5 protein-coding genes and 1 pseudogene are annotated in these 6,128 nt (G+C 36.6%); 3 read left to right on the top strand and 3 right to left on the bottom strand.

The window, feature by feature from the left end; genetic code table 11:
• Positions 1–238: 238 nt before the first annotated feature.
• Together V7138_RS07390 and V7138_RS07385 are read right to left on the bottom strand one after the other, a co-directional pair.
• Positions 239–976 (bottom strand): AAC(3) family N-acetyltransferase, encoded by a 738-nt coding sequence (locus V7138_RS07390; RefSeq protein ID WP_335395531.1) that lies wholly within the window; start codon positions 974–976, stop codon positions 239–241.
• Positions 977–1,192: 216 nt separating this feature from the next.
• Positions 1,193–2,335: an NADH-dependent flavin oxidoreductase gene (locus V7138_RS07385; protein ID WP_335395529.1), complete on the bottom strand. Its 1,143-nt coding sequence runs from the start codon at positions 2,333–2,335 to the stop codon at positions 1,193–1,195.
• Between the two features lie 351 nt (positions 2,336–2,686).
• On the opposite strand from V7138_RS07385, the pseudogene V7138_RS07380 reads away from it, so the two are divergent.
• Together V7138_RS07380 and V7138_RS07375 are read left to right on the top strand one after the other, a co-directional pair.
• A pseudogene (locus V7138_RS07380) lies at positions 2,687–3,469 on the top strand (class I SAM-dependent methyltransferase).
• A 70-nt stretch (positions 3,470–3,539) separates the two neighbouring features.
• On the top strand, positions 3,540–4,103 hold the full coding sequence (locus V7138_RS07375) for a dihydrofolate reductase family protein (protein WP_335395526.1): 564 nt from the start codon (positions 3,540–3,542) through the stop codon (positions 4,101–4,103).
• 122 nt (positions 4,104–4,225) lie between these two features.
• On the opposite strand, the gene V7138_RS07370 is transcribed toward V7138_RS07375, so the two are convergent.
• Entirely contained in the window at positions 4,226–5,263 is a 1,038-nt protein-coding gene (locus tag V7138_RS07370) for a DUF3231 family protein (protein ID WP_335395525.1), read from the bottom strand.
• Between the two features lie 285 nt (positions 5,264–5,548).
• Between V7138_RS07370 and trmL the strand changes: the two genes are divergently transcribed.
• Positions 5,549–6,019, top strand: a complete 471-nt coding sequence (gene trmL / locus V7138_RS07365) for a tRNA (uridine(34)/cytosine(34)/5-carboxymethylaminomethyluridine(34)-2'-O)-methyltransferase TrmL (RefSeq protein ID WP_335395523.1) — start codon at positions 5,549–5,551, stop codon at positions 6,017–6,019.
• Positions 6,020–6,128 lie beyond the last annotated feature (109 nt).

The following is a 6,128-nucleotide window of genomic DNA, read 5'->3' as shown; positions in this document are numbered from 1 at the left end:
AAACGATATATCACTCAACTCGCAAACGACAATTGATATCTCGCAACCGCCAGAAACGGTATATTGCCCAACCGCGAAACGATAAATGATATCACGTAACTGTCCAAAATGGCATGTCGCCAAACCGTAAAACAATAACCGATATCCCGCAAACTTGTTAATGAACAAGATTATCATTAAATCAAACGTAAAAGAAGAAACAGAGAATAATTGATTCCCTGTTTCTTTATATTTACACCTAAGAAAATAACTCAGGTTCCTCTTTTAGGATATGAGTTAGTAATTCAGTCATTTTTACAGTATCGCAGACTCTAACAATTGCATCGCCAAATTGCCCTTTGTGCATGACTTGATTATTTAGGAAAACCTCGTCAACTCGTTCGTATTTTTCAGAGGTATGTCCAATATGTCTTCTTTGCGGGACGGAAATTTCAGTTTTATCCGGCAAAACGGTAAACAGCTGTTCGTGAGAATCAGTCAATCGACCAGGTATATCGAGCCATTCCTCAACTCCATGAATATATGTACATCTTCGTAAATCGACCCCTAACAACAAAATCGTTGCCTTTTGATCCAGTAATTTTCCCCAACTCGATTCCCTTGCACAGGGCGTGTCGAATTTTTCATTTCCGGCTACAAATTCATGGGCACCTTTCCCCAATGCGGCTACAGAATGCGTTGGGTGCCACGAGCGAACAACTCCAGGACGTTTGCGAAAAAGCTCTGTTAATAGACCGACACAAGAAGGGGACTCATCTACATAAAACCGGGGGTTCTCTGCATTAATGTATGACCATGTATGGGTAGGGAAAACTAAAAGCCCATTTTTCATGTATTCGGACAAGGCGTCAAGGACGGCATCAGCGCCACCTTGAACTAGACCAATACTTTTCATCGATGAATGAACAAGCAATGTTCCATTTTCATCAATTCCTAATTTTCTAAGATGATCGAGTAAGTTTTGTTTTGTGTACATCACATTCTACCTTTCTTTCATTATAGCAATAGAATACCATATTTAGATGGCATGTCTAATGAAAGGAACACAAGCTCTTTCTTTTACTTTTATTAAAATGAAAATCTAAATGGTATAATTTATATAAGATCTGTTTGCAATGCAAAAGGACACTGGCAGTTCAGTGTCCTTTTTACATAAAAATGGTTGGACAGCGTACCTGTCCCGTTGTCCTATCTAGACTCCTGGGAACCAGCCAGGTGTGTGAATGATTGCATTCCAGAGTGGGTCTGGAATTACTAATTCGTGTTGTTTGGTCTTATCTACCTTGGTGATTATTTCGTCTTCTTTACCTTCTGCTATTTTTTGCACCCAATCTGGGTCAATAATTAGCTCTCGGCCTAATGCGAGTAAAGAGACACCTGTTTTAAAGGCATTACGTGCATCTTCGGCTGTATAAATGGATCCAACTCCAATCAATGGGACACGATTATTTATCGTTTCAAGCAAGTATTCAATCCGGGTTTTTGTGGTATCCTCAACCCCTCTTCTAGCTGTTGAAAAGAAATCGGTTAATGATACATGAAGATAATCTAAGCCCTTATCCGCTAAAGTATCAACTAGCTTAAGTGTATCACCCATTGTAATTCCAGGTATTTCGGGTTCTTCTGGTGAAAAACGGTACCCAACAATAAACTCAGGAGTCGCATGTTCTTTTACAACCCTTTGTACTTCATCCACAATAGCAAGCGGGAAGGTCATTCGTTTTTCTAGGCTACCTCCAAAACGATCTTCACGACGATTTGAATGCGGGGAGAAGAATTGCTGAATTAAATAGCCATTTGCTCCATGTATTTCAACCCCATCATAGCCTGCTTCTATTGCTCGCCGCGTTGTTTCACCGAATGCTTTTATGATTTCTTCGACTTCAGTTTCAGTTAAAGGTCTTGGCTTTAGATCAGGCTCTTCAGTTGATCTACCGCCTCTTACTGCGGGTACATCACTTGCGCTGACGATTTCTCCATTTGGAACTAATTCAGGAGGGCACATTCTTCCGCCATGAAAGATTTGTAAGATCGCTTTGGCGCCTTGTGCTTTAATTGCTTTCGCTAATCGCGTTAAGCTCGGTATCATCTCATCTTTGTCACCAGCGAATTCACCGTGGAATCCTTTGCCGTTTGGGGTAACATATGTGCAAGCTGTTATGACCATACTAACGCCACTAGCACGGCGGGCATAGTAATTCACCTCAGCATCTGAGACAGTTCCATCTAGATTTGATGAGAAGTTTGTCATGGGTGCCATGACAAGTCTGTTTTTTAATTCAACCCCATTAGGGAAAGTAAAAGAAGTTAACATAAATTGATTGTCTGGATTCATTAAGCGTATCCACCTTTTGATTATCAGCCAACTATAGCCATCTTTTATGCTTGGCTAAATGATTGTACTTTATTAGTGTGCAAAAGTAATGATACATTTAAAGGTTCACGATAGGAAGATTTCTGCTTATTAATGAGACGGAGATACGGGTTAAATTTAGGGAATCTAGTTATGTAGAATGACTATATAAAGCGAGTTGACCAAAAATGTCAACTCGCTTTATGTATGCCCCTGCCAAGGAACTTTATTTTACCACGAACAGGAGTGACAAGTGAATTGTTTAGAAAGGGTTTAAAAAATAAATGACGAATAAGGATAATAGGTGAATAGAGTAAAAGGGAGGGACTTTTAATGAATATTGTTAAACATAATAGTCGTGCTTGGGACAAAAAGGTTGAAGAGAAAGTGGATTATACAAAGGCCGTTTCTAAGGAAATAATTGAAAATAGTAAACAAGGTAATTGGGAAATTACCGTAACAGCAGGAAAGCCTGTGCCTAGAAGCTGGTTTCCAACATCATTAGTCGGGATAAAAATTCTTTGTTTAGCGTCTGGTGGAGGTCAGCAAGGTCCAATACTTGCTGCAGCAGGAGCGGATGTTACAGTTTTCGATAGTTCCAAAAAACAATTGGAACAGGATGAAACGGTTGCAAAACGGGATGGTTTGAAACTTAGAACGATACAAGGAGATATGTCTGACCTCTCTGATTTTGAGGACGGAGAATTTGATATGGTTGTAAATCCTGTTTCAAATCTTTTTGTAAAAGATGTTCATCCTGTATGGAAAGAAACATCACGAGTGTTAAAAGATACGGGAGTCCTGATTGCTGGTTTTACAAACCCACTTCTTTTTATTTTTGATGATGAAGAAGATAGGAAGGGAAATTTAGTGGTGAAAAACGCCATACCGTCTTCATCCTTGGATCACCTGACAGAACAAGAGACAGCTGAATTTTTGAAAGCCAATGATACAATTGAATTTGGTCATACTTTAGAAGACCAAATTCAATGACAATTTGATGCAGGATTTATCCTAAATGGTTTATATGAAGATGATTTTGGTGGAAGGAGACCGTTAGATAAATATATAAAATGTTTTCTTGCAACACGAGCGATTAAAATGATTATTGAATAAACAATGTATGTGCAGGTAGACTATGCGAAAAGTAATAGTATTAACAATAAATATATAAGGAGGTAGAACGATGCAAAATCTTATAAAGCTAAGAAGAGTTATTTTAGATTTAGCTGTTACTTTAGATGGATTTATAGAAGGACCAAAAGGTGAAATTGACTGGTGTATAATGGACTCAGATATGGATTTTACAGGTTTCTTAGATACGATTGATACGATTTTATATGGAAGAAAAAGCTTTGATTTATGGGGCCAATATACTCCAAAACCGGAAGCCGCTGATGCAGAAAAGGAAATGTGGAAGATCGTCCATAGTAAAGACAAATATGTGTTTTCAAGAACGCAAACAGGTACAAATGATAAAGCGAAATACATAAATGATCATATTTTCGAAGAAGTAAATATAATTAAGAAAAAGCCTGGCAAAGACATATGGCTTTATGGAGGGTCAAGTCTGATCACTACTTTTATAAATTTAGGACTTGTTGATGAATATAGATTATCAGTTCACCCTGTTATATTGGGAGAAGGAAAACCTTTATTCATCGACATAAAACAGAGATTAAATCTAACATTGGTGGAAACAAACAGATATTCATCTGGTGTTGTTCAATTAATCTATCATCAAAATTAGTTAAAAATATTTATAAGAATAAAAAATGAAAACCGGATCTATATGAATGTCAATTAAGGGAGATTCAAGTCAAAAAAGGACACTCGTGTAATAGGAGAAGGGAGAGACCAGTCAATCTCTCCTTATTTTGTTTCCTTATTTGAACCTTTTGCCAACGATTTTCTGTCTATCGTTTCAGGTTGTTTTTCTAACCATCCATGTTTCACCATAATTTTGTATGATAAAGCACCCGCTTCCATAGCATGGGTAAAGACTTTGGAATAGTTTAGGATGATATCCGACCTCCAAGTAGAGCCTAATGATGCACCATAGTAAGAAAGACTAGCATTCACTAAAAAGCCTGCATGAAACATAATTAATTTGTCCGAAAATGGACTTTCAGTTGAGTCTGTAACCTCGGCATCCCATTTTTCAGGTATTGGTAAATGATCCTGTTTCAAGATTGCATCAAAACTATCGGCATCTTTTCCGGCTAATTTAACGTTTTTTATCATAAAATTGCGAACTTCTTCCATCTTCGCAACCTGACTAAAGGCCAAGCTTAATGATTTGATAAAGCCAGTTTTCGTTGAATTAAAGAAAAGAGTGCTGATTTCCGAACTATTAAGTGGTCTTTTGTCACCAATTAAATTCGAAACGAAACCTGTTGATTCGAGAAACTCAGTCCCATTTGGTGAAGGAATGGATGGTACACTTGTAAATTTCGGCTCATTTTTCGCTAATTCCACTATTTTTTGGAATAGTTCCTTAGAAGATTTTGAGCATTCAAAAAAATAATTTTGAATGTCTTTTCGTTCTGCGTTTGTAATTGCTAAACTATAAGCGGTTAGTCCATGGATTGTCATGATATAAGAGTAAAACAATAAAAATTCATCAGAAAACAGTCGAGGGGCGTTAACATTTACGTCGCTCTCTGTAAATCCGATTGGGGATTTAAAATTAGCATTTTTTAAGAGTTTGCTGATCTGCTTTACTTGGCTCTCAGCTAATTGCAATGACAATTCTAATATTGATTTAATCTCCTTGTTTTCAACAATATTAAGAAAATATTTGTAAACACATATAGCCATACTATCACCCATATACTGAAGCCAGAGTGCGGATACTTCAGCAGCGGTTATCTTGTTAGTGTTATTATTATTTTCTTTAAAAATCCCCAAAGAAAATACCTCCGATTTTGTCAATAGTTCTGATTAAAGTAATCATAAAATAGAAATCAGATTTTACACCAAAATTATAAAATGTTGTTAATCAGTAATATTTTATCCATACAAATAACATACCCAAAATATGAGAAAGTATAAGAAAAAGACATAGATAGTCATAGATTGGCTGTTACTTTCCAAGTCTTGGCGGAAACCAAATGTTAATTGTCCATGGTTTAACGGCATTTATCAAAGGTATGTTATAATTTGGAGGGTAAAATACAATGAGGAGTGACCATCTTGGCAATACATGTTGTACTCTATCAACCAGATATTCCGGCTAATACTGGAAACATTGCACTCACATGTGCTGCAACGGATACAGCCTTGCATTTAATTCGACCACTTGGCTTTTCAACTGATGAAAAAATGATCAAACGAGCGGGTTTCGATTTCTGGGATTCTGTAAATATAACGTATTATGACTCATTAGACGACTTTTTTTCGAAAAATCAAGGTGAGTTTTACTATATAGAGACATTTGGTAAAAAAACACATTCCGGCTTTGATTTCAGTGATGTTTCAAAGGAACATTATTTTATGTTTGGAAAAGAAACAACGGGTTTACCAAAAGATTTACTAGAAAAACACAAAAATCACTTTTTGAGAATCCCAATGAGTCAACATGTTCGTTCACTCAACCTTTCGAATACAGCAGCCATATTAGTGTACGAGGCATTAAGACAGCAAGGGTATCCGAATCTAACATAAAAAAATCTTCCTTCTTGGAAGATTTTTTGCTTGTTTGCACATAGAATAGCTGAAAATCTTCCGAACATTTGCTTATTTTCACCGGCTATGTTTAACTAATATATAGTAA

The sequence above is a fragment of the Bacillus sp. JJ1533 genome (assembly GCF_036965045.1).
Taxonomy (GTDB): Bacteria; Bacillota; Bacilli; order Bacillales; family Bacillaceae_L; genus Ferdinandcohnia.
This window is presented reverse-complemented; position numbering and strand designations above follow the sequence as displayed.